Here is a 22,261-nt window from a genome sequence, read left to right on the forward strand (position 1 = left end):
GGGTGCAAGCACCCCTGATACAAATTACGCAGCGAAGTGAGCTCTATCAACAATTCCAGGGGCAGCTTCAGGCTTCTCAACCACCATCTGAATATCAAAATCAATCGAAGCAAATGGCTTAGTTACGCCTTTAGCCTTCATCTCGGCTGGATCACTAACGCGAATCACTGGTGGCACCAAACCTTCACGGCTTGCAAATGCAAAGTCATCCCACAAATACTTGTCGCCATCAATATTGATTTGAGTGGTTAACTTTCTGTGACCAGGTGCTGTCACAAAATAGTGAACGTGTGCCGGACGATTGCCATGACGACCTAATAAATTCAATAAAGCTTGAGTGGAGCCATCTGGTGGGCAGCCATAGCCATTTGGCATGATGCTTTGTATGGCGTAACGTCCATTTTCATCGGTGAAAATGGTGCGACGTAAGTTATAAGGAGACTGAGTTTTATCAAAGAATGAATAGCCGCCTAATGTATTGGCATGCCACATTTCTACCTTTGCGTTAGCCAAAGGCTTGCCGTCTGCACCATAAACAGTGCCTTGCATAAACAATGGCTCAGCTTTATCTACTTCAGTACCATCATCCATACGTGCAAAGCCTTTAGATTCTGGGGCACCCGCTACATATAGAGGACCTTCAATTGCACGAGGAGTGCCGCCAGTCAATCCTGCTTTTTCATCAGCTTCATCGGCACGCATATCCAAGAAGCGCTCTAAGCCAATGCCAGGGGCTAATAGGCCTAGCTCATTACGGGCACCAGCTTCTGAGAAATACTCCAAACCCTTCCAGAATTCTGTTGGAGTGATATCCAAATCTTCAATGGCTTTGCATAAGTCAGTTACCAAGCGAAGTGTGATTGCCTGAACGCGGGCGTTGGCTGGGGAATCGGCTGCATCTACGATCCACTCTTTTGCTAATTTTTCAATATCGGTATGTTTCATTTTGAATTCCTTTAATTTGGCTTGTTTGTTCTGTTAAGTGCTTTAGTGACTAATAATTTGGTTATTTTTGGAGGTTTAACTGTCGTCCTCCCTCACAGAAGATGGATGTCTGCATAAAGGCAGAATCTCAATTTGCATGAAGGGAAATAGAGGTAATGTTGAAATCAAGTTATGCAGCTCTTCTACGCTCGCTACATCAAAGATGCTGATATTGGCGTACTGGCCTGCAATACGCCAAAGGTGGCGCCACTTGCCAGAGTTCTGTAAGCCTTGAGCAATCTCTTTTTCTTTCTTTTTCAATGCCGCTGCTTCAGCTTCAGGCATTGAAGTTGGTAAATTCACATTCATTCTTACGTGGAATAACATGCTGTCTCCTTTTAGGCAGTGATCAAATCAACTTGGTCTGAGTGACCCTGTTGACGTTTTAAGTAATTAATTTTTTCTAGGTCTAACTGAATACCTAAGCCTGGACCTTTTGGAACTTCTAGTGAGAAATCCCGGTAGCCCAACGGCTCAAGCAAGATTTCTTCTGTGAGCAACAGCGGCCCAAATAGCTCGGTGCCAAATTCCAAGTCGCCAAATGTTGAAAACACATGAGCGGAAGCTGCTGTACCTACCGCACCCTCCAACATGGTTCCGCCGTAAAGGCTAATTCCAGAAAGCTCTGCAATGGTTGCCACTTGAAGTGCTGGGAATAAACCACCAGATTGATTGATCTTTACTGCAAATACATCTGCTGCAAATTTATTTGCCAATTCCAATGCATCGCTCGGCCCGTGCAAAGCCTCATCGGCCATGATGGCAACGGCAAATTGATTGGTAAGGCGAGCCATACTAGCTTTGTATGAACCTTTTACAGGCTGCTCGATTAAGTCGATACCACCAGCCTCAAGTGCTGCAATCCCTTTTACAGCATTTAATTCACTCCACGCTTGGTTTACATCCACGCGAACGCTAACTTCAGCACCTAGTGCACGTTTAATAGTTAACACATGCTCTACGTCAGCTTCAACGGAGCGCAAACCGATCTTTAATTTAAAGATGTTATGTCTACGCAATGCAATCATCTTTTCGGCTTCAGCGATATCTTTTTGGGTATCACCACTCGCTAAAGTCCATGCAACAGGAAGTTGGTCACGAACACGACCGCCCAATAACTCGCTAACCGGAACCCCTAGGCGTCTTCCTTGAGCATCTAATAAAGCAGTCTCAATTGCGCACTTAGCAAATCGATTGCCCTGAATAGTGGTACGCAGCTTATGCATTATTTTGGCAACCTGACTGGCTTTCATGCCAATAATCAGGGGAGCCATATAGGTCTCGATATTTGTTTTGATACTTTCTGGGCTCTCTTCACCGTAATTCAGTCCGCCAATGGTGGTTGCTTCGCCCCAGCCCTCAATCCCATCAGAAGTGCGGATTCTCACCAAAACCAAGGCCTGGGCGTTCATCGTGGCCACTGAGAGCTTGTGTGGGCGAATGGTCGGTACATCAACAATGAAGGCTTCTACTGAATTAATCATATCTATTTCGTATAGTTTTTCGATATATGGACTCTAAATTGGTCTTTTTGACATGTCTAAGACTGATTTGGTATCCTTTCAATACTTAAAAGGTATACATATGGAATTAAGGCATTTACGCTACTTTGTGGCCGTTGCGGAGGAAAGAAACTTCACACGGGCCTCTGAAAAATTATTCATAGCCCAGCCACCACTGAGTCGACAGATTCAACAGCTCGAAGAAGAGCTGGGTGTAACACTGTTTGTCAGAAACTCACGGCCACTGAAATTAACTGAAGCGGGCAACTTTTTTTATGAGCATGCCAAACAAGTCCTCACGAGAACCGGCGAGCTCAAGGCAATGACGCAACGTGTTGGAAATATCAACCGAATATTGAACGTCGGTTTTGTTGCCTCAACTTTGTATGGGAAGCTGCCAAAGATTATTCGCAAGTACCGAGCTAAATTTAATTCCATTGAGTTGCGTATGTACGAGATGACAACGATGGAACAATTAAAGGCTTTAAAAGATGGAAAAATTGATATCGGATTTGGACGGGTTCGTCACGAAGACGCTAATATCAGGCGAATTGTATTGCGCGAAGAAAAGCTAATCGCTGCTGTACCTTATGAGCACCCTCTTTCAAAATCTCAAAAACCAATTAACTTAAAAGATTTGGCTGATGAGACATTAATTGTCTTCCCTAAGAATCCCCGTCCGAGCTATGCAGATCAAGTGCTAAATGGATTTAGAGAAAGAGATGTCCATCCTAAAAAGATTATTGAAGTTAGAGAGTTGCAAATTGCTATTGGTCTTGTCGCTGCTGGTGAAGGAGTGTCTATAGTTCCCTTTAGCTTACAAGGCATGAAACGTGATGATGTTGTTTATCTTGAGCTAAATGAGAAGCATGCGTACTCTCCAATCATTATGAGTACGAGGTCTATGGATAAATCTGAAGAAATCAAAGAGATGCTTAATTTGATTTACTGTATCTATGATGAAGAGAGTATTTCGTATACACGAGAAGAGCTGTAGCCATTCATCTCAATTGCCTAGGTAACATTCAGAATAAAAGCCACTCCGAAGAGTGGCTTTTATTCTTGGTGGACCCACCAGGCTTGATCCTGGACCGAGGATGCCTGAGTCAGGCTCAAGAGCAGTATTTACTCCGCTTTTGCCTTGCGGCCATCAATGCTAATTGAACCAGCACCTGATGAAGCTAATATTAATAAGCCGCCAGTTACAGCAATATTCTTAAAGAACAATAACTGAGCAATAAATGCGGCATCTGCTGGAGCGGCCCAGAATGCGTGGCCAGTAATGCTTGCCAGTACAGTAAAGATTGCGAGGCCAATTGCTACAAAACGAGTGCGATACCCAAGAATTAAAGCGAGGCCACCTAAGATTTCAATAGCAATGACTACCCAAACTATTACAGCTACTGCTGGTATTCCAAGTGATGCGAAATATCCCGTTGTTCCCTCAACAGCCATCAACTTATTCAGTCCTGCCGGCAGGAACAATGCGGCAATGGCAATACGACCTAGTAGGTTTAATACATTTTCAAAGTTTTTCATATTTTTTCCTTATTAAAAATTATTTAGAGCTCTTAGAGCTTGTTATGACTGCCATCGCAAAATGCGCCATTGGCGCTTTGTTTACAACCACACAAATAGACTGTCTCGGTTTTTTCAGCCGTTATAGCCACAGGAGTAAATTCGGTAGTTTTATGACTGCCATCACAAAACGGCTGATTCTTGCTTTGGCCACAAGAACACCAGTAGTAAGTTTGGCCAGCAGTCACTTCCACTGCGTAGGGGGCTTTTTGAGCGATATGGGGTTTCATGATGATTCCTTTACTGAGTAAAAATGGATTTCAAAGTAATGAGAGATTCTTCTATTTCTTTCATTTGTTTTTTTGACAACTTTTGAAAGGCCATTTCAAGATGTTTAAGATGCTCTGGGAATGCCTTTTCGAAAATCTTTTGCCCCTTAGCGGTCAGCTTGAGCAAATGACTACGAGCATCATCCGGATTTTCTTGAGTAGCAATCAAGCCTTTCTGAGCCATCCGCCCAACTACACCAGTGAGAGAGCTTTTAGAAATCAGCGTTTTTTCTCCCAACTGCTTAAAGCTCATTGGCGGTTGATTGGCCAGCGTAGCAATCACATCAAACTGGACCGGTAAAAGACCCAGCCCGCGAATGTGGGTAGAAGAGTAGCCCTCAAATTCTTGATAGGCCCTAGCCAACTGCTTAATGATTGGTAGAAAGTTCATATACGTACTAATATAGTCCATATATGAACTAATGTCAAATCCTTTATAAAACTGTGGATTTTGTCGTTTTTAAGGACATCTACTGGCATAGGGACGGAAAGCAAGTGCGTCCTTTTAAAGGACAGTTAATAAAAAAGGGTGGGAAGAAAAAACCACCCGAAGGTGGTTTTGGTGTTTCTTGGTGTCTCGGAGCGGATTTGATCAGGACCTAGGATGCCTCGTTCCTGTAGACCCAAAAAGCCATCAACATAAATGCTACAAGCGCACAACTACCTGAAAATAGGAAAGCATATAAAGGCGCAATCGCCTCATAAATCCAACCAAAGATAAACGAGGCTGGAAACAACATTAATCCAGTCACTAAGTTAAACCAACCGAATGCTGTTCCAGCTAATCCTTTAGGCGCCATGTCTGCTACTAAAGCCTTTTCCACCCCCTCAGTAGCGGCTTTGAATAATCCATAGATCCCAAATAAGGCAAATATTTGGAACATGGAAATACCAGGCAAGCCCATAGCGATGTAAAAGAAAGCAAAGGCAATCCACGCAATCAAAATAAAACGCTTGCGACCAAACCGATCTGATAGAGCCGATAACGGAGTGCCAAAAACCGTTGTGATCATCGAAATACCAGCCCATAACAGCGGAATATCTGCTTGAGGGACCCCAGCTTCTTTTGCTCTCAATAATAAAAACATATCTGATGAGTTAGCTAAGGCAAAGATACCGGCTACAACAAGATATCTTTTAAATTGATCAGGCATGCCTTCCAGAGACCAACTAAATTTACTCGCTTTTGAAACGGCTTCTTTGTGAGGCTCTTTAATACAAAAGGCAAGCGCAATGGTGATAATTGCCGGCACAATCGCCCAGAGAAAAATATCTCTTAGCGGCACACCCATTGATAGAAATAGCGCGGCCAACAATGGGCCAATAACGGCGCCAGCATTATCCATAGAGCGATGAAGCCCAAAGGTAACGCCTCTCTGATTTTCATTAACGCTTTCGGCCAATAAGGCATCGCGAGGTGAACTACGAAGCCCTTTACCCATGCGATCTGTAAATCGAATAGCCAAAACCCATAGCCAAGAATTGGCGATTGCTATTAGTGGCCTACCAATACCCGCCAGTGAATAACCCAGCACAATCCACGGCTTTGCCTTTTTGGTGCGATCTACGATTACGCCCGAAACTAATTTAAAAATACTGGAGGTAGCCTCCGCAATTCCTTCAATAATGCCAAGCGCTTTTGGCCCAGCCATTAAAACCGAGGCAAGATATAAAGGCATTAATGGGTAAAGCATTTCGCTAGCCGAGTCATTGACTAGACTAATGAGCCCGATGAGCCAAACGGTTCGAGGAAGAGAGAGAATGCTTTTAAACATGACAGGTCTAATTTAGCACCTTAGTGTCATTTAATATCGTTCTTAACGACACTTTGTTACACATCTATTAAATTTAGACTTACAACCTTAGATTGTCAGGAAATTTATTAAATCTGATTTGTCCTTGATTAGAGTGCTTTACAAAACCCTATACATCTTTCTCAGATTCTCAATCTTGTGATACTGCCTCTCTGCCGCATCAAAGGCTTGGGTAAAGTTTTGCTTAATGGCATGTTGCATGATGATTAGACAGCGATGTGCATGTTGGTGCTTTAAAAGCGTTGCCAGCGTTAGGAAGTAAAAGGCCTTCTGATGATCTTGCTTGATATATTCACCCTTTTCGTAGAGCACGCCCAAGTTATAGGCTGACTGACGACTGCCTTCATTGGCGCCAACAGTAAGCAGCTCTACACCTCGAGGAATATTCTTTTTGACACCTTGGTCCTCGCCAGTGCCAACAACATAAATATTTCCTAAATTGCAGTAAGCATCGAGCACTTCTTCTTTGATCGCTTTTTCATAATACTCAACCGCCACAGGAATATTTCGCTCAATCATCCCCATACCGCGTTCGTGCATTAATCCAACATTAAAGTGAGCATAACCATTACCCAAACTACTGTTTGAGTTCACCCATTCAAAAAGTCGATCAATCTGTCCAGCATCTAGGTGCCCATCAAAACACATTTTGGTCAGAGCAAACTGAGCTTCAGAATCTAGCTCGTTGACTGCCAAATCAAAAAAGATGTCAAATGCGGCTTCGTAGCGACCACGATTCAGATTGGATACTGCTAACTCAAGTTTTGGATGATTGAAGTTATAACTATCGCTACTAGATGTGTTTTCGAATCCTAAATCCACAAAATTACCCCATCTGATTGTTTTATTCCAAGCCTGAATCTCAATTGGCTGACAAAACAATACAAGTACTAACGATGATTTTGGGAGCAAATTACCCATTTTGGGCGGTTTGCCTAAAATTCAATCTTTTTGTGAGTATTCTCAATCAATGGATAAAGAAGTTTCTTTAAAAATGAGTGGTCTTTTGTTTGCTATAAATGATCACTACATCAATCATTTAATTCGAATTTATCGCTTATTTGAAGGCGATATTGAATGTTGTATTGTGCTTGGCGAAATAGCACATTACAACGCTCGCAATGTATTTTCAGAGCTAACTCATGAAAGAGTCATGCTCAGTGAATTCACTTCAAAATTTAGAGGAAGCAACGCCCACTCCATCAGTTTATCAACAGGCATACCAAGGGAAACTGTAAGACGCAAAATTCTTAAATTAGAAGAAATGGGATATGTGGAGCAAGATGAGAAAAAGCAACTTCGGATTACCCACCTACCATCAATTGAGTTTGAAGAATTCTCTAAAGAATCCTTGGAGTTATTCATGGGTCTGGTTAAACGACTTAAAAAGCAAGACTATTTATAGGATGACGCCTTGAAGCCATATGAAATACTTTCCATTGAAAATGCTGGCGGTAAATACTGGGTAGTTACTTATAAGTTAAGCAATGGCCAAACAGAGATTGAAACTATTGATGCCTTAGACCATCATGAGGCATTTGTGAAGTTTCGCAATTTCATGATTAAGCAACAAAAAAATCAAAAAATAAGCAGCTGAATCACTTGCAACGCAATTACTTAAACAAATCAAGCATTACTTAAAGTAGCGCTCAAAAAAATACCAACTCTAAGGTTAGTATTTTCATTTCTAATGCCCCACAGGACTTGAACCTGGTACCAAAGGAGTTGAGCTTGTGCTGCTCTCTAACTCCCTGGGCCATGCCTTCGCCACATCGAATGCTAAAGCTAGATGGGCGAAATGGCCTTATTTTTATATTGCCACTCTTTTAATGACTTCTAGTTTTTGCTCAAGCGTATACCCAACGGTTCCATAGTGATTAAACTCCGATCCGCCACTGGAATGCCCGGTAATACTTTCAGCCAATCTAGTTGGAATATCGTTACAGGCTTTTAGTCTATCTACAAAAGCATGTCGAAACATATGACTACGAAAACCTAAATCCCTAAGACCCTTGCCCATTGCTGCTGAGCATGAGCCATTTCCGTTCTCTTTAGCATAGTTTGGGACCAGCCAAGCGCTACGCTTGCGTAATGCTCTCTCATATAAATCAGTAGCAGCCTCAAGCGAAACCCCATATAAAGGTACCGCCCGAATACTGGATTTCGTCTTGCGATCAGACAGTCTATTTTGACGAACCCATAAATGGGGAATAGGATGATCTAGGATGCAATCTTCCAGTCTGGCAAAAACAGGCTCTGATAAGCGCATACCGGTGTTTAACTGAATTAAGCCAATCAACGCATAGTTCGTTCGACTTTCCAGCAATCTGGCTTTCACGCTTTCTATTAACGATGGCGTTACCACTGCCATGTGGCGCTTAGTCTCACCCTCCCCTTTAATCCGTAGCCCCCTAAAAGGGCTTAAGCGATCAATATCTAAGAATCGGAAGGCTAAATTGAGTATGGCGTTAAGGCAGTTATGGTGTTTACGAATACTGGAGGGACTAAGGCCCCTTTTTAACTGGTGATCCCTATAAGTAGTGATATGCCAGTGCTTTAGCTCGTCTAATGGCAAGTCACCATAAAGATCGCAAAAGTAGTTGAAATACCGTGTAGCGTCATCTCGAAACCGCTTACGGTGAGAAGATTTGCTTTCAGCTAGGTAAATCTCAAATGCAGTACTAAAAGTAGGTCTTTTGCCATTAGGCAGGGCTGAGAAATGATTGGCCACCAATTTACCTAAAAATTCTTCATCAAATGGAACTCCATTGACATTGACCATTCTCTGGACAAATGAATCCTGAGCTTGGGTTTCAAATTGTTCAAAACTACGCACTAATTCCAACGACATAAGTTCTCCAAAAAAGAAATTAGTCAGTACTAATGTAGTTTCAGAATTTGGGAATTCCTACCGAATTTTTTAGGGTTGAAAAGTTCAAAATCCGAACTGCAGATTCGAACTTTGCACCAAAATGCAATCGCACAGTCAATCGCACAGTCATTTTTTGGTCATACAAACTATTGATTTATATAGGGTTTTGAAGAGGCACGACTTCTTTTAATCCGTTGGTCGCGAGTTCGAATCTCGCCCGACCCACCAAGCATTACTAAGTCTCGCTCTGCGGGGCTTTTTTATTTTCCAAACCATCAGCATTAAGCATGGATTGTGATTCTCATGCCCAGGGCGCCAAGAACCTTAGATACAGTATCAAAACGGGGTTTTGTATTAGGCTTTAGGGCTTTGTATAAAGCTTCTCTAGTAATGCCGCTTGCTTTAGAAATCTCGGCCATACCTTTTGCCCTGGCAATATGCCCCAATGCAGCCGCTAATTCAGCATCATCACCATCAGCAATAACTTGATTCAAATACTCAGTCATCGCGCGCTTGCTTTTCAGGTGGCGAGTCATATCAAATTCAGCTAAATCACTGACTTTAATTTTCTTTTCTACTTTTACAGTTTTCATTTAATCCTCCAATAGCTTGGCTAATTTTTTTGCCGCTTTAATATCACTTACTTGACTGGACTTATCTCCACCACCCAACACCACAATAATTGTTTTACCTCTCAATACGTAATACATACGCCAACCAGGCCCAAACTTTTCGCGCATTTCGTAAACGCCATCAGCCAAAGCCTTAACATCTCCCAAATTACCCAATCTAGCCCTATCCAAGCGCCTAGCTAATCGAATGCGAGTTGACAGATCTTTAATGCCACCTAGCCACTCACGGAAGTTATCTGTTTCTAAAACTTTAAACATAAAAGATTGTAGTCGATCGATTACAAGATGTCAATGGGCATATAGTTTGTCGGGTTACCCAGCAAATGTGCGTCTAGGCAACAAAAAACCACCCGAAGGTGGTTTTTCTATCTACCGAGACAGTTTCTTTGATAAAGATAGGCTCTATTACCAGGACTGTTGCTTACCATCAATCCAAGTGGATTTCACTTTGATATTACGAATTTGATCTACTGGGGTTTTTCTAGGATTTGCAGAGAGCACTACCAAGTCAGCTTGTTTTCCAACTTCCAAACTTCCCACTTTGTCATCAGAGAACATTTCATAGGCAGCATTAATAGTGACCGCACGAATAGCATCATCAACACTCACCTGCTGATCCGCACCCAACACTTTACGCGGTGGCTTTTGCCACAAACGTCCCGCACCTTCAGAAATATAGTTTAGAGGGCTCACATTGGAAACCGGAGAATCACTGTGATAGGCAAAGCGTGCGCCCGCCTTTTTAAAGTCTGCAGAAGGATCGATACGATCAGCGCGCTGAGCGCCCACAATTTCATTATGAAATGCTTCACCCCAATAATCGACGTGACCTATCGTGAAGCCGGGAATGACTCCCAGTTTTACTGCCTTTTTCACATGATCGGGAGTATTGATGGTGAAGTGTTCAATCCGCAAGCGACGCTCTTGAGGACGGGGATTACCAGCCAGCAATTTTTCATAATTACCCAAGGTTTGGTCTAAGGCGCGATCACCATTCGCATGCACGGCGATTTGCCAACCCTGATCAAAGTAAGTTTTGATTTGCTTATAAAGATCATCGGCGCCGTAATCCAAGTCACCAGTATTTTTTGTTCCTTTTGGATATGTATAAGGATCGTTTAGTGCCGCAGTAAGTCCTTGCGTAGATCCATCAGAAACATATTTCACACCCACAAATCGAAGACGGTCATCACCATCGCCTGGTTTGATTGAACTAAAGCCAGCAGGAATGGCTGGACCATATAAATAACCCCTCACCCGAATTGGCAGACCTTCGTTTGCAGTAAGTTCTTTGAAGAGCTTAAGTTCGTTCTCTAAGCCCAAAACAAAACCCACGGTGATTTCCGCGGAAGTAGTAACGCCTGCTGACGCAATCATGCGCGCAGTTTTCTTAACGCCGCCAGCCAATTGCGCTGAAGTTGGTTGAGGCATCTTTGCCATAAATGCAGAAAATGCAGGCGGCTCGAGCACTACACCGGTCAACTTCCCTTGTGAGTCCTTGAGGTACTTGCCACCACCACCAGGATTAGGTGTGCTCTCATTCACGCCAGCCAATTCAAGAGCCTTGTGATTCACATAAGCAATATGGCCAGATTGATTGACGATAAAAATAGGTACTGTAGTAGACACCTTATCTAATATATCGGCATTTAATTCAGCCATAAATGGTTGAGTACGGGAAGGGTCAACTCCAAAGCCTACCAACCACTGACCAGGCTGCAATGTTTTAAGGTGTGCCTTCATTTTGGCAGCCAAGGTATCTAAGGTGTCATATGGCAAAGTAAAGTTCGACAAATTTAAACCCAATACCTCACTCATTGTGGTGCCAATGATGTGAATGTGAGGCTCAACAAAACCAGGCATTAAAGTTTGGCCTTTTAGATCGATGACCTTTGTAGTGCTGCCTTGCCATTCTTTAGTAACAGCATCTTTTGTGCCAACGGCAACAATCTTGCCATTTTGAATAGCAAGCGCTTGTGCTTCTTCATTCTTTGCATTGACGGTAACTATTGGGCCGCCATAAAAAATGGTATCTGCGGTGCCAGCTGCAATTGCTGATTGGGCAATCAAGACAGCAGATGAAATCATCAGATGGTGTAAAAAGCGCATTATCAGACCTTGATATTGATGTGTTGTTAATGAGTTGAATTGAAAATTTGAGTAACAGAAATTGTTACATTGAAGCCTACTTCAATACTAATGGAATTGATTAAGCTCATCTTCGTGAACTGCAATTCCTTGGTAGGGGGTAACCCTGATAAATTAATTACCCGACAATTAACGTAACTATTTCCATCATTGCGACCTATCTAAAGCCGCAACTGAACGCATTAAAGTCAAGAGCTTGGAATCACTCCCAGGCAACCCATTAAGATGTTGTTTTAAATTTGGGACATGTTTCGCAATTCGATCAGCGCCAAAGAATCGCATACCCCAACTGGGAAATGTGCGCTGATCAATCTCCCGAAAGCCTATTTCACGAATAATTACATGACGATTATCGTTTTGTATTTGCTTCCATAGACGGGAAATATCTTCCCTGGTACCCTCTAATATTTGAGCAAAATATCGATTTTCATAAAATAAAACGCCAGTAATTCCATTTGCTGTATTGAAGTTAAATGCTTTATCAAATAGCTGAATTAACTCTAAATTTGAAAAACGATTTTTAGCTCTGCTGATATAGCCAAACTCAATCAGAGATTGTTGATCTACTAACACAGGGCCCTACTTGACGGCTTGACCAAAAACTGGATCACGTCTTTCAAGGAATGCTGTTATGCCCTCACGATAATCGCTACCCATATAGACATTTTTACGTAATGACTGAAGGTGTTCAAAAACGGCGGGATTCATAACTGCTGCATCCGAGAGCATTTGGGCCTGCGCTTTTAGTACTGAATTAGCTTGAGGTGAACGTGAGGCGATGATTCTAGCCATTTGATACGTCTTTGCCTCTAACTCACCTGATACATAAAGATGATTAAGAATCCCAATTTGTAGCGCACGATCAGCACCAATCGGATCGGCAGTTAGGAACATCTCTTTTACTACATTAAGCGGCATTCGGGACATAAAATGAAGAATGCCACTAGCGGTGTACGGAAGACCTAGCTTGGCTGGTGTGATCGCAAAAGTAGAATCATGATCTCCCATGGCGATGTCACAACTCATTATCAGATCAGTGGATGCACCCCAAACAGAACCATCGACCATTGCTATTACCGGCGCCCTAAAAGCGCGAATAGACTTGAGTAGCACCATTACAGGATCATCAGCCGGCAAAGGATCTCGTTCAGACCTCGGCAATTCCATTACATCATGACCTGCAGACCAAACTTTATTTTTTCTATCTGATCTAAGCACCAATACACGTACGTCTTCCTTACCAAAAACTTCCAGAGCATCATGCATCTCTTGGATTAGACACTCACTTAATGCATTTCTTTTGCTGTAGTGATTAAATCGAATAGTCGCAATCAAGTCTGCCTGTTCAATTTTGATGTACTTATAATTCATTTGGAAAATATTTTTTAAGCCGCAATTAAAACATCGCCTAACTCCATCTTTTCCCATAAGACGAAGGGCAGCAGATAAACCGGCTCACCAGCATCTTGCAAAATTTCTAGTGCGCCATCATTGGTTTTATTGGCTTCATATTTCCCCGGATTTAATGCAAGACTGCCCTTATCAGTGCCATCATTGCGACGCATTCTAGCGATGACATTGCGAGTGATGTAAACGACCATGATTTCCCTCCTTGAATTTATAAGGCTGATTGAATGTGATTACGAACAACTGGGTAAATCTGCCCCTCCCAGCGCTTTCCATTAAATACGCCGTAATGGCCAACGCCTGCTTGCAAATGGTGTGATTTCATATAGCCAGGTAGGCCACTACAAAGATCCTGCGCAGCCAAGGTTTGACCAATACCGCAGATATCATCACGCTCACCCTCAACGGTGAGCAAAAAAGTCTTCTTGATGAGTTTGGGATTTACCAACCTTCCTTGGTAAGTTAACTTGCCTTTGGGAAGATCTCGATCCATAAAGACTTTTTGAATTGTTTCTAAGTAAAAAGGGGCTGATAGATCCATGATCGCAAAATACTCCTCATAAAAATCATGTATGGCATCCGCCTTTTCTGTTTCACCACTAATTCGATAGTCATATAGCTTTCTGAATGACTCAGCATGACGATCAGGGTTCATACTCATAAACGCCATAAGCTGCAGGAAGCCTGGATAAACTTTGCGACCCACGCCATCAAAAGAGCCTGGAATAACGCCAATCAATTTTTCTTCAAACCAAGTGATCGGTTTGCTGGTGGCCAACTCATTCACCTTCGTTGGGCTCTGACTCACGTCGATTGGGCCTGCCATCAATGTCAGGCTGGCTGGCACATAAGGACTCTTCTCTTCAGACATGATGGCTATTGCCGCCAAACAAGCCACTGTAGGCTGGCACACTGCCATTAAATGAGTTTGCGGCCCAATAATTTTCAAAAAATTAATAATGTGCTCTACATAAGAATCAAAATTAAACTCTCCGCAACTTAAAGGAATATCGCGAATATTCAACCAATCAGTAACGTAGACATCATGATCCCTCAAAAGCGTTCTGATGGTGCCTGCCAATAAAGTAGCAAAGTGCCCAGACATCGGTGCTACCAATAGAATTTTTGGCTGCTGGCTTATCCCTGGTTTTGTAAAGCGAATCAAGTTGCAAAAATGAGTGGAGTACACCAACTCTTCTTTGACGGCATGCTCCACGCCAAAGGAATCGAGCACCGTATCAATTTTGAAATCAGGCCTTGTATGTGTAAATCCCAGTAATGCTATTTGCTCATAATGTGCTGCAAGTCGCTGCATTGGATTTAAGGCGAAATTACCAAACCAATTATTGGATACCCTTTCTGATGCTTTCGCAAATAAACGAACAGGATCATGCAAGTTTGAGAAGGTTTGATACGCCTTGTACATCATTTATATGCACCACTTTCTATATGACGTAGTGCTCGTTCAGTTGTTTTTAAAGTAGGGTCAAATATCCTGCTTAAAGAAACGTCATTTGCAATAATGGCCGCAGTTTGTGCCGCTTGAGCGGAGACAATAGATAGGTTTATAAAACCAGCAACATTGAATATTTTAAGGAGATCCATCTCCCGATCATTGGCTGCCGACAACTCACCAGACTCAATCTTTTTATAAAGCTCACGGTAGTACTCACGCATACCATCGAGTTCTTCAGCCAACGTTACAATGCGCTGAAATAGCACTGCAAAATCAGAAGCTAAAGGATGTTTACTTGCTACTTCCATGGCGTCACTCCAGGCACATCTGCCGGACCATTCAATACAGGAACCGTTTCAAAATCTGCGGGACCAACAATTTCTAAGTACTCCATATCTGGCGAGTAATCAAATAGGTAGTGAGTAATTCCTGGCATCTGATGTACGACATCACCCGCTTCGACCAAAGTTACTTTGTCTTCATACATGAACTTGGCCCACCCTTTATTCATAATGACAATTTGAAACTCAGCCACGTGATAGTGCCAACCAGTGCCATCGACAGGCGGCTTATTAGCTTTTACCAAATGAGCAATCACTTTCCCTTTAGTAGCTTTAGCCACTCCTAGATCGCGGTACAGAAAGAAGTCCCTCAAGCCGCCTGGCAAAAACTGGGTATCCGCTGGCTTTACATGGGAAAAATCAGTATCACTTTTAAATTTAACTGGTGCATTCATGATTAAAACTCCACTTCAAGTTCTTCAATATCATCGGGTTCTTCAAGGGCGCCCATCACCCATTCCTTCATCTCGGGCATCGCCATGATGTGCGCACAGTACTGCTCGCTCACCTTATCAAGCTCAACGTGATAAGTCAGGAATCTGGTTACAACCGGTGCAAACATTGCATCAGCTAAGGTAGGTTCTTTTCCAAATAGGAACGGGCCGCCATAAGTAGATAGACACTCTTGCCAAATCACCAAGATACGATTGATGTCGATTTGGGCTTTCGACCAAACTTTGAATGATGAGAATTTTGCTTTGATATTCATGGGCAATGACGCTCGGAGAGCAGAAAACCCGGAATGCATCTCACCGCATATTGAGCGGCAATATGCCCTAGCTATAGGATCCTTTGGCAAGAGATGAGCTTTAGGATTTAGCTCATTGAGGTACTCCCCAATGGCCATGGTGTCCCAAACTTTGCAGCCATCGTGATCCAAACGCGGCACCAAGATCGATGGCGAGAGCAACAATAGTTCAGCACGGTTATCCACATCATCTGGATGCACCGCAACCTCCTGAAATGGCAACCCAGAGAGCTTGAGCATGAGCCAGCCACGCAAGGACCAGGATGAATAGTTTTTACTGCTGATCGTCAAGGTAGTTTGCTGAGACATATCGACTTTCAAAAGGAGTGCAACTACAACTTATTCCTTCTGAAACCCCTTAATTACTCTTTTCGCCCTCTTTTTGACGCTTTTTAACCAATTTTGGGCATGTCTATATTTATCGCACTAATCTTGTGCGGCGCAATAATGCACTCTTGTGGTGAACTCATAGACTTTGAGGTATGTCGATCCATGCCGCCCTCCACCACGTTACCGAATATGACTATGACCGCTTAGTAGAGCTTGGTCCGCAAGTGGTCCGTCTTCGTCCAGCTCCCCATTGCCGGAGCCATATTCTTTCTTATTCACTCAAGGTTGAACCTGAAGGACACTTTGTTAACTGGCAACAGGATCCCTACGCGAACTATCAAGCCCGTTTAGTTTTTCCCGAGAAAGTTAAAAAATTTAAGGTAACCGTTGACCTGGTTACCGAGATGGCGGTGTACAACCCATTTGATTTCTTTCTTGAACCTGAGGCAGAAAATTATCCATTTAGCTATAACTCCGAGCTGAAAAAGGAATTGCGTCCTTATTTAGGAAGAATGCGAAATGCAACTTTAAATAAGTATTTCAAGAAAATTGATCGGAGCGAAATGCGTACGATTGATTTCTTAGTAAAGCTGAATCAACAAATTCAACAAGATATCAATTACCTCATTAGAATGGAGCCAGGTGTTCAGACTCCCGATGAAACCTTAGATTTACGCAGCGGCTCATGTCGTGATTCTGCCTGGTTAATGGTGAACTTATTACGCCTAAGTGGCTTAGCCGCACGCTTTGTATCAGGTTATCTTATTCAATTGAAACCTGATGTGAAGGCGCTTGATGGCCCTAGTGGTACAGAGGTAGATTTCACAGACTTACATGCATGGTGTGAAGTGTATCTGCCTGGTGCAGGCTGGATTGGTCTAGATCCTACTTCTGGTCTGTTTGCTGGTGAGGGCCACATTCCCGTAGCCTGCACCCCAGAACCTTCTGGCGCTGCTCCAATCGAAGGCGGTGTCGATAAGTGCGAAGTAGACTTTAAACACACGATGGAAGTGACTCGCATTTATGAATCTCCTCGTGTTACTAAGCCCTACACCGAGGAACAATGGAAAGCCATTGTTGAACTTGGTCACGAGGTTGATAACAAATTAGAGATCGGTGATGTGCGCCTAACAATGGGTGGCGAGCCAACCTTCGTTGCCATCGATGGTCGCGATGAACGTGAGTGGAATGTGGATGCACTCGGACCCACTAAACGGGGTTATGCAACTGATCTCGTTGAACGTCTGCGTAAGCAATATGGTGATGGCGGCTTCCTGCACTTTGGACAAGGCAAATGGTATCCAGGCGAGCAATTACCCAGATGGGCACTGTCAATATATTGGCGGGCTGACGGTCACCCTATTTGGAAAAACCCCAAACTCTTTGCTGATGAACGTGAACCCATCATGTACACGAGCAAGGATGCCGATAAATTTATCCGCACACTATCTAAAAATTTAGGACTAGATGATCAATTTATTGAGCCTGCCTATGAGGATGTTTTCTATTACCTATGGCGCGAATCCAAGCTCCCAGTCAATGTGGATCCATTCAAATCCAACTTAGACGATGAGATGGAGCGCACACGCTTAAAGCGCGTCTTTACGCAAAAACTGGACTCTGTCATCGGTTATGTGTTGCCGATAGAAGCAGGCCAAGCTCAGAACTATTTTGATACCAATTGGAAAACTGGTCCATGGTTCTATCGTGATGACCGCCTTTATCTACTGCCTGGTGATTCACCCATGGGATATCGCCTGCCATTAGATTCCCTGCCTTGGACAAGCAAGGCTGACTACCCCTACATGATTGAGCAAGATCCATTTGCTCCTAGACCCCCATTACCTTCTGCAGCACCAATTATTCGCCAACAGCAAAAATTAAATGAACGTACGGCTATAAAAGGCCAAACGATATGGAGCCAATCACAAGATACTCGATATCCACAGCGCCAAGAGTCTGCCGCATGGATCACTAGAACTGCATTGTGTGTCGAAACCCGTGATCCCATGCGCTCAAATGGCCCGGATGCAGAGAATAAGCATGGCGGCAAGAATGGTGCGCTTTATGTATTCATGCCACCACTAGCACGTTTAGAGGACTACCTCAATCTATTGCAAGCAGTAGAAAGCACAGCCGAAGAGTTACAGTTTCAAATTGTGATTGAGGGGTATCCGCCTCCACGTGATCCAAGACTCAAACTGTTACAGGTCACCCCTGATCCTGGCGTGATAGAAGTCAATATTCATCCGGCTCATAACTGGAATGAATTGGTGGAGCATACCGAATTTTTATATCAAGCTGCTTTTGAATCTCGCTTATCCGCTGAAAAATTCATGACCGATGGTCACCATACCGGCACAGGTGGTGGCAACCACTTTGTTATGGGTGGAGCAACACCAGTCGATAGCCCCTTTTTACGTAGGCCGGAATTATTAGCCAGCTTAATTTTGTATTGGCACAACCACCCTAGTCTGAGCTACCTTTTTAGCGGCATGTTTATTGGTCCAACCAGCCAAGCTCCACGAGTAGATGAAGCTCGCAACGACCAGCTTTACGAACTTGAAATTGCCCTCAAAGAAATACATGGGAACCGCAAAAAATATGGTTCTAGTATGTCTCCATGGCTAGTCGATAGGACCTTACGAAATATTTTGATTGATGTCACTGGCAACACTCATCGCAGTGAATTCTGTATTGATAAGATGTATTCCCCAGATAGTCAGACTGGTCGATTAGGCTTGCTTGAATTACGCGCCTTTGAGATGCCTCCTCATGCACACATGAGTGTTGTCCAACAACTACTTATTCGTGCGCTGATTGCTCGCTTTTGGGATGAACCTTATCTTGCACCTGCCACTCGCTGGGGCACCGAACTACATGATCGCTGTCTCTTGCCAACTTTTGTCAAGATGGACTTTGATGATGTCATCCAAGAGATGCAGCAATGTGGCTACAACTTCAAACCCGAATGGTTTGCGCCGCATCTTGAGTTCCGCTTCCCATTAATTGGGCAAGTGCAAACCATGGGCACCGAGATTACTTTACGCAATGGTCTTGAACCATGGCATGTCATGGGCGAAGAAAGTACTGGCGGTGGCACCGCACGCTACGTCGATTCCTCTATTGAACGCATTGAAGTACGCGTCACCGGGCTTAATCAAAGTCGTTACACCATCACCTGCAACGGAGAAGCATTACCGCTTCAGCCAACAGGTATTGCCGGAGAATATGTAGCAGGCGTACGCTACAAGGCTTGGAATCCTCCATCAAGTTTGCATCCAAGCATTGGGGTTCATGCTCCGCTGGTTTTTGATGTCATTGATACTTGGATGAAACGCTCGGTAGGCGGCTGTCAGTACCATGTAGCCCACCCAGGAGGACGTAATTACGACACCTTCCCGGTAAATGCCTATGAAGCCGAGAGTAGAAGACTTGCTCGCTTCTTCCGCATGGGTCATACACCAGGGTTAATAGAAGGAGTGCAAGCCAATATCAATCTGTCGGCCAGCAGAGAATTCCCATTTACGCTCGATATGCGTCGATGAGACAATAGGCTGTGGACTCTCCCCAAGCTAACCCCCTGAAATCCTCCGCCAATCTTCCGCTGGTAGATGAAATTGCTCGCTTAGCCCCCAAAGCGAAAGAGGGGCATTTTGATGAATTGCGAGCAGGCTCATCAAATCTGCTACCGCACTGGAAAACTTTTTTTGAACAGTTAGAGCAATTTGGTCTTTCTGATTTAGATCAACGCACCATTGAGCTTCATCGCCAAATTCAAGACAACGGCATTACTTACAACGTCTATGCCGATGAATTTGGTCCACAACGGCCCTGGTCCGTTGATTTGTTTCCCCTCATCATCAGCCCCGAATCTTGGCAGGAAATTGAATCAGGCGTTTTGCAACGCGCCAAGCTACTAGAAGGCATTGTGAAAGATGTTTATGGACCACAAACTTTGCTTAAAGAGGGATTCATTCCTCCTGCACTCATTTATGGTCATCCAGGCTACTTGCGAGCAATGTACGGTGCAAATTTTCATGAGCGCAAGCATTTACACATTATTGCCTTTGACTTAGCGAGAGCGCCCGATGGTAAATGGTCTGTACTGTCACAGCGCACTCAAGCGCCTTCTGGCTTGGGATACTTATTAGAGAACCGAAACTTAATTTCTAGACAGTTCCCAAAAGCGTATGAGCAAATGCATATCGCACATTTGGCGAATGCCTATCGAGATTTAATTGATACTCTGAAGCTCGAGAGTCCTGCAGGCGCAAATGCCCATATCGCCCTCCTAACCCCAGGACCCTATAACGAAACGTATTTTGAGCATGCTTATCTCGCCCGACACCTTGGATTAACTCTGGTAGAGGGTGGCGACCTTACCGTTCGAGATCAACGTGTGTATTTAAAAACAGTGCGCAGCTTAGAACCAGTTGATATTTTGCTCAAGCGTTTGGATGATGAATTTTTGGACCCACTGGAGCTGCGCTCAGATTCAACTTTAGGCGTCCCCGGATTATTACAAGCCATTCGAACCGGTAATGTTATTTTGGCGAATGCGCCTGGCTCTGCATTTTTAGAATCGCCAGCGCTCTTGGGTTTTTTACCAGCGATTAGTGAGCACCTATTAGGTGAACAAATTCAATTACCGGCAATGGATACCTGGTGGTGTGGTGAGCGTGCAGCATTAGAGGCCGCAATTCCAAATTTAAGTCGCAGCGCTATCAAGCCAACTTATCCAAATAGTATTGGCCGCCAGAGTTACGACTCAGTCCTAGGTGGCGAACTAGCGCAAGCACAACTTGACGAATGGGTTGGAAAGATTACGCGGCAGCCTGATGAGCATACAGTGCAAACCTATATTCCACTGGCGCAAATGCCTACATGGCTTAATGCCTTTAATGTGAATGATGCTTCTTTAATAGAGCCACGTTCTTATATGCTGAGAGTATTTGCTCTAAGCAATGGCAAGAATAGCTGGCAAGTTTTACCTGGAGGACTCGCCAGAATAGCGGGTAATAATTCAGGAATTGCCTCCATGCAAAGGGGTGGTAGTAGTGCGGACGTATGGGTGCAAAGCAATCAAATGCCACCTCAGGAAGAGTCACAACCTCAGCAAGCACTTCAACCCAAAGAATTCAGCATCCGAAAACGGATGGTGACCAGTCGCGCCGCAGAAAATCTCTATTGGTTCGGACGCTACACTGAGCGAAGTGAAAACATCCTACGCTTGGCTAAGCTCTACCTCGAGAGCATTAATAGTGAATACACCCCATCACGCTCTTTATGGACATGGCTAGAGCATCTTTGTCATCAGTATGGACTTGTACCTGATGGCGTACCCAGCAATTTTGATCAAAGCGATATTCGACATCGTATTTTTGAAAGAACACTGATCAATTCTTTAAATACAAGCAAGGATACTACTAGCGTAGGCTTTAATCTCAATGCCATGAAGCGCACCGCATCCAATATCCGCGAGCGTCTTTCTACTGAGCAATGGAGCACAATCAATCACTGCATTGATAGCTTCGAGAAAGATTGCCATAAAGCCTCCACTTTCCACGATTACTCCTCTTCCCTAGCACTTGACGCCCTTAAACAAGCCAGCAGCTCTTTAGCAGCCATTACAGGCGCTCAAACCGATCGCATGACACGTGATGATGGATGGCAACTGCTTTCAATAGGTCGGCATATTGAGCGTTTATCGTTCTTTACAACTGTCCTAGACTCTGCCATTAAGATGGGCTTGTTATTCAATCCAAATACCGATAGCTCTGGATATACGGCACTGCTCAATTTATTTGATAGCACGATTACCTTTCATGCGCAGCACCAACAAAGTCGTGAAATCGCCCCGCTTGTAAGCCTCTTGGTATTGGATGATGAAAATCCACGCTCTTTAGCATGGGTTAGCAAATCTTTGCGCGCCAGACTATCAAAATTAGCAGGCACAGAACGCAATCATCCAGATGAACTCACGCGTAGCGTTACCAATCTTCAGGATTTTGATTTATTCAAACTCTCCTCCGTGGATGAATTTGGTAATTTCTCTGAATTAAGGGGTTGCCTGCAAGCTGTTTCACAATCCGCCTGGAATGTTTCCGATGAAATTAGTGCTCGATACTTTAATTTAGTGCACAAGAACGAATACAGCGTTCAACTATAAATATTGAC

The 22,261-nt window shown here is 43.7% G+C and carries 24 protein-coding genes; 5 read left to right on the forward strand and 19 right to left on the reverse strand.

Annotated features, from left to right (window positions below):
* Positions 1-24: 24 nt before the first annotated feature.
* The 3 genes from catA to ICV36_RS06725 form a co-directional block, all read right to left on the reverse strand.
* Positions 25-945, reverse strand: a complete 921-nt coding sequence (gene catA, locus ICV36_RS06715) for a catechol 1,2-dioxygenase (RefSeq protein WP_215399941.1) — start codon at positions 943-945, stop codon at positions 25-27.
* Positions 946-1,020: 75 nt separating this feature from the next.
* Entirely contained in the window at positions 1,021-1,311 is a 291-nt protein-coding gene (gene catC / locus ICV36_RS06720; protein ID WP_215399942.1) for a muconolactone Delta-isomerase, read from the reverse strand.
* 11 nt (positions 1,312-1,322) lie between these two features.
* Positions 1,323-2,468: a muconate/chloromuconate family cycloisomerase gene (locus ICV36_RS06725; protein ID WP_215399943.1), complete on the reverse strand. Its 1,146-nt coding sequence runs from the start codon at positions 2,466-2,468 to the stop codon at positions 1,323-1,325.
* A gap of 100 nt (positions 2,469-2,568) precedes the next feature.
* Here ICV36_RS06725 and ICV36_RS06730 point away from each other — a divergent pair, with 100 nt between their 5' ends.
* The gene (locus ICV36_RS06730) at positions 2,569-3,483 is read left to right on the forward strand and encodes a LysR family transcriptional regulator (RefSeq protein WP_215401594.1); all 915 of its coding nucleotides are present in this window, start codon (positions 2,569-2,571) and stop codon (positions 3,481-3,483) included.
* Between the two features lie 128 nt (positions 3,484-3,611).
* Here ICV36_RS06730 and ICV36_RS06735 read toward each other — a convergent pair whose 3' ends face one another.
* From ICV36_RS06735 to ICV36_RS06755, 5 genes are all read right to left on the reverse strand, one after another.
* Positions 3,612-4,025 carry a DoxX family protein gene (locus tag ICV36_RS06735; RefSeq protein ID WP_215399944.1) on the reverse strand — a complete coding sequence of 138 codons (414 nt, stop codon included), beginning with the start codon at positions 4,023-4,025 and terminating at the stop codon, positions 3,612-3,614.
* Between the two features lie 32 nt (positions 4,026-4,057).
* Positions 4,058-4,294 carry a CDGSH iron-sulfur domain-containing protein gene (locus tag ICV36_RS06740; protein ID WP_251374940.1) on the reverse strand — a complete coding sequence of 79 codons (237 nt, stop codon included), beginning with the start codon at positions 4,292-4,294 and terminating at the stop codon, positions 4,058-4,060.
* A gap of 10 nt (positions 4,295-4,304) precedes the next feature.
* Positions 4,305-4,724: a MarR family winged helix-turn-helix transcriptional regulator gene (locus tag ICV36_RS06745; protein ID WP_215399945.1), complete on the reverse strand. Its 420-nt coding sequence runs from the start codon at positions 4,722-4,724 to the stop codon at positions 4,305-4,307.
* 208 nt (positions 4,725-4,932) lie between these two features.
* Positions 4,933-6,108: an MFS transporter gene (locus ICV36_RS06750; RefSeq protein ID WP_215399946.1), complete on the reverse strand. Its 1,176-nt coding sequence runs from the start codon at positions 6,106-6,108 to the stop codon at positions 4,933-4,935.
* 138 nt (positions 6,109-6,246) lie between these two features.
* On the reverse strand, positions 6,247-6,969 hold the full coding sequence (locus ICV36_RS06755; protein ID WP_215399947.1) for a tetratricopeptide repeat protein: 723 nt from the start codon (positions 6,967-6,969) through the stop codon (positions 6,247-6,249).
* A gap of 148 nt (positions 6,970-7,117) precedes the next feature.
* On the opposite strand from ICV36_RS06755, the gene ICV36_RS06760 reads away from it, so the two are divergent.
* Together ICV36_RS06760 and ICV36_RS06765 are read left to right on the forward strand one after the other, a co-directional pair.
* Complete coding sequence (locus ICV36_RS06760) at positions 7,118-7,552, forward strand: hypothetical protein (RefSeq protein ID WP_215399948.1); 435 nt, start codon at positions 7,118-7,120, stop codon at positions 7,550-7,552.
* A 9-nt stretch (positions 7,553-7,561) separates the two neighbouring features.
* Positions 7,562-7,744 (forward strand): hypothetical protein, encoded by a 183-nt coding sequence (locus ICV36_RS06765; protein WP_215399949.1) that lies wholly within the window; start codon positions 7,562-7,564, stop codon positions 7,742-7,744.
* Positions 7,745-7,957: 213 nt separating this feature from the next.
* On the opposite strand, the gene ICV36_RS06770 is transcribed toward ICV36_RS06765, so the two are convergent.
* The 11 genes from ICV36_RS06770 to ICV36_RS06820 form a co-directional block, all read right to left on the reverse strand.
* Entirely contained in the window at positions 7,958-8,998 is a 1,041-nt protein-coding gene (locus tag ICV36_RS06770) for a tyrosine-type recombinase/integrase (RefSeq protein ID WP_215399950.1), read from the reverse strand.
* A 302-nt stretch (positions 8,999-9,300) separates the two neighbouring features.
* On the reverse strand, positions 9,301-9,612 hold the full coding sequence (locus tag ICV36_RS06775; RefSeq protein ID WP_215399951.1) for an addiction module antidote protein: 312 nt from the start codon (positions 9,610-9,612) through the stop codon (positions 9,301-9,303).
* Positions 9,613-9,909, reverse strand: coding sequence for a type II toxin-antitoxin system RelE/ParE family toxin (locus ICV36_RS06780; protein ID WP_215399952.1), 297 nt, complete (start codon positions 9,907-9,909; stop codon positions 9,613-9,615).
* A 147-nt stretch (positions 9,910-10,056) separates the two neighbouring features.
* Positions 10,057-11,760 (reverse strand): amidohydrolase, encoded by a 1,704-nt coding sequence (locus ICV36_RS06785; RefSeq protein ID WP_215399953.1) that lies wholly within the window; start codon positions 11,758-11,760, stop codon positions 10,057-10,059.
* 186 nt (positions 11,761-11,946) lie between these two features.
* Positions 11,947-12,372, reverse strand: coding sequence for a BLUF domain-containing protein (locus ICV36_RS06790; protein WP_215399954.1), 426 nt, complete (start codon positions 12,370-12,372; stop codon positions 11,947-11,949).
* A gap of 6 nt (positions 12,373-12,378) precedes the next feature.
* The gene (gene scpB / locus ICV36_RS06795) at positions 12,379-13,170 is read right to left on the reverse strand and encodes a methylmalonyl-CoA decarboxylase (RefSeq protein ID WP_215399955.1); all 792 of its coding nucleotides are present in this window, start codon (positions 13,168-13,170) and stop codon (positions 12,379-12,381) included.
* A gap of 14 nt (positions 13,171-13,184) precedes the next feature.
* Positions 13,185-13,400, reverse strand: a complete 216-nt coding sequence (locus ICV36_RS06800; RefSeq protein ID WP_215399956.1) for a hypothetical protein — start codon at positions 13,398-13,400, stop codon at positions 13,185-13,187.
* A gap of 17 nt (positions 13,401-13,417) precedes the next feature.
* Positions 13,418-14,635, reverse strand: coding sequence for a polyhydroxyalkanoate depolymerase (locus ICV36_RS06805; protein WP_215399957.1), 1,218 nt, complete (start codon positions 14,633-14,635; stop codon positions 13,418-13,420).
* Positions 14,632-14,970, reverse strand: coding sequence for a hypothetical protein (locus ICV36_RS06810; RefSeq protein WP_215399958.1), 339 nt, complete (start codon positions 14,968-14,970; stop codon positions 14,632-14,634). The genes ICV36_RS06805 and ICV36_RS06810 overlap by 4 nt, the downstream gene beginning before the upstream one ends.
* Positions 14,961-15,398, reverse strand: a complete 438-nt coding sequence (locus ICV36_RS06815) for a cupin domain-containing protein (RefSeq protein ID WP_215399959.1) — start codon at positions 15,396-15,398, stop codon at positions 14,961-14,963. The genes ICV36_RS06810 and ICV36_RS06815 overlap by 10 nt, the downstream gene beginning before the upstream one ends.
* A 2-nt stretch (positions 15,399-15,400) precedes the next feature.
* The gene (locus tag ICV36_RS06820) at positions 15,401-16,060 is read right to left on the reverse strand and encodes a glutathione S-transferase family protein (RefSeq protein WP_215399960.1); all 660 of its coding nucleotides are present in this window, start codon (positions 16,058-16,060) and stop codon (positions 15,401-15,403) included.
* A gap of 173 nt (positions 16,061-16,233) precedes the next feature.
* Here ICV36_RS06820 and ICV36_RS06825 point away from each other — a divergent pair, with 173 nt between their 5' ends.
* Both ICV36_RS06825 and ICV36_RS06830 read left to right on the forward strand, forming a co-directional pair.
* Positions 16,234-19,629, forward strand: coding sequence for a DUF2126 domain-containing protein (locus ICV36_RS06825; RefSeq protein ID WP_215399961.1), 3,396 nt, complete (start codon positions 16,234-16,236; stop codon positions 19,627-19,629).
* 11 nt (positions 19,630-19,640) lie between these two features.
* The gene (locus ICV36_RS06830) at positions 19,641-22,253 is read left to right on the forward strand and encodes a circularly permuted type 2 ATP-grasp protein (RefSeq protein WP_215399962.1); all 2,613 of its coding nucleotides are present in this window, start codon (positions 19,641-19,643) and stop codon (positions 22,251-22,253) included.
* Positions 22,254-22,261 lie beyond the last annotated feature (8 nt).

This window comes from Polynucleobacter sp. MWH-UH35A, assembly GCF_018687075.1.
GTDB lineage: Bacteria > Pseudomonadota > Gammaproteobacteria > Burkholderiales > Burkholderiaceae > Polynucleobacter.